At 68.5% G+C, this 2,506-nt stretch carries 1 protein-coding gene; it reads left to right on the top strand.

Going from position 1 to position 2,506, the window contains the following annotated elements; genetic code table 11:
- Positions 1–9: 9 nt before the first annotated feature.
- Positions 10–2,506 (top strand): Ig-like domain-containing protein (locus tag ACIPIA_RS14125; protein ID WP_400510463.1); only part of this gene is annotated, 2,497 nt, incomplete at its 3' end.

Genomic DNA, 2,506 nt, shown 5'->3' with positions numbered 1-2,506 from the left:
CATGGTTCGGTGACGATCAACGCAAACGGCACCTACAGCTACACGCCCGCGGCGAACTATAACGGGCCGGACAGCTTCACCTATACGGTGAGCGACGGCATCGCGACCGTGGAGTACACCGTCAGCGTCACGGTGACCGCGGTCAACGACACGCCGATCGCCAACCCGGTCACCGCGACCACCAACGAAGATACCGCTCTGACGATTGGCGCCGCGGGCGGCGTCCTGGCCTCCGCCAGCGACCCGGACGGCGATCCGCTCTCCGTCGCCACCTTCACGATCGGCGGCACCGCCTACAATGCCGGGCAGACAGCCGCCGGCGCCTGGGGCTCCCTGACGCTCAACGCCAACGGATCGTACAGCTACGTGCCGGCGGCCAATTTCAACGGCGCGGTGCCGCAGGTCGGCTTCACGGTCAGCGACGGCACCGCGACGGCTTCCTCGACCCTCACGATCAACGTCACTCCCGTGAACGACGCCCCGGGCTCAACGCCGATCGCCAGCCAGGCCGGCACGGACGCGCAGGCGGTGTCCTTCGACATTTCCGGCAACTTCTTCGACGTCGATATCGGCGATACGCGCAGCTATGCCGCGACCGGGCTACCGCCCGGCCTGACGCTCAATCCCGCCACCGGCGTGATCTCCGGCACCATCGATCGCAGCGCCAGCCTCGGCAGCCCCTATACCGTCACGATCACCGCCACGGATGCAGGCGGGCTCAGCACCAGCCGCAGCTTCACCTGGACGGTGGGCAATCCCGCGCCGATCGCGCGCGACGACGCGCTGGCGACGACGGAGAACGCCAGTATCGGCGGATCGGTCTTTGCCAATAACGGCAACGGGGCCGACAACGACCCGGATGGCGACCCGCTCGCCGTCTCCGCGGTCAACGGCGTCGCCGGCGCGGTCGGGGCCGTGGTCGCCGGCTCGAACGGCGGCAGCTTCACCATCAATGCCGACGGCACCTACAGCTTCGTCCCCGGCACCGCCTTCGACAACCTCGCCGCCGGCCAGACCCGCGCCACCAGCGTCACCTATACCGTGTCCGACGGACAGGGCGGCACCGCGACCGCCACGGTGACCGTCACCGTCACCGGCGAAAACGACGCGCCCGTCGCGGTCAGCGACAGCTTCACCACGGCCGAGGACACGCCGGTCACCTTCGACCCGCGCAGCAATGACAGCGATATCGACGGCAATGCGTTGACGATCACCCAGATCAACGGTGCCGCGATCAGTGTCGGCGTGCCGGTTACGGTGACCGGCGGCACCGTCACGCTCAACGCCAACGGCAGCCTGACCTTCGCTCCGGCCGCGAACTACAACGGCGCGCCGAACTTCACCTATACGATCTCCGACGGCACCACGACGGCCACCGCCACGATCGACGGCACGGTCACGCCGGTCAACGACGCGCCCGTCGCGGTCGACGACACCTTCACCACGGCGGAGGATACGCCGGTCACCTTCGATCCGCGCAGCAATGACAGCGATATCGACGGCAACGCGCTCGCCATTACCCAGATCAACGGCACCAACATCGCCAGCGGAGGGACGATCGCGATCCAGGGCGGCACGATCACGCTCAACCCCGATGGCACGCTCAGCTTCACCCCGGCCACGAACTACAACGGCCCGATCGGCTTCAGCTATACCCTCAGCGACGGCGCCGGCGGCACTGCGAGCGCGGCCGTCTCCGGCACCGTGACGCCGGTAAACGACCCGCCGGTCGCCATCAACGACGTCGTCGAACTGGCCGAGGACGGCAGCGCCACCTTCGACCCGCGCGCCAATGACGGCGATGTCGAGGGCAGCCCGCTCGCGATCATCCAGATCGACGGGGCCGTCATCACGGCCGGGGTCCCGCTCGCCGTGGCCGAGGGCAGCGTGACGCTCAATGCCGATGGCACGCTGACCTTCGTGCCGAACGCCAATTTCAACGGCGTGACGACCTTCACCTACACGATCTCGGACGGACAGGGTGGCGTCGCGACGGCGACCGTCACCGTCACGGTCGCGGGCGAGAACGACGCCCCGATTGCTTCCGGCGGCAGCCTGACCACCAATGAGGACACCGCCTTCACCGGCACGCTGCCGGCAGCGACCGATGACGATGGCGACCGGGTGGTCTATTCCACCGGCACCACCGTGCCGGCCCATGGCACCGTCACCATCGCGCCGGATGGCAGCTATACCTACACGCCGGCCGCGAATTTCGCCGGAACGGACAGCTTCAGCTTCATCGTCTCGGACGGGCTCGGCGGCAGCAACGAATATGATGTCACCGTCACGGTGCTGCCGGTGAACGACCCGCCGGCCGCCGGGGCCATCCCGGCCCTCAACCGCGCCGAGGGCACGGCCGTCAGCCTGAACCTCGCCGGCTACTTCAGCGATATCGAAGGCGACGCACTGTCCTATTCGGCCGGCGGCACGCTGCCTCCCGGCCTGGCGCTCGATCCCGCCACCGGCCTGATCAGCGGCAGCATCCTGCCGAACGCCGCCGGCC

The organism is Allobosea sp. CER48 (assembly GCF_044752385.1).
Classification (GTDB): domain Bacteria; phylum Pseudomonadota; class Alphaproteobacteria; order Rhizobiales; family Beijerinckiaceae; genus Allobosea.
The sequence above is the reverse complement of the archived record's forward strand: the minus strand, read 5'-3'. Positions and strand labels throughout refer to the sequence as shown.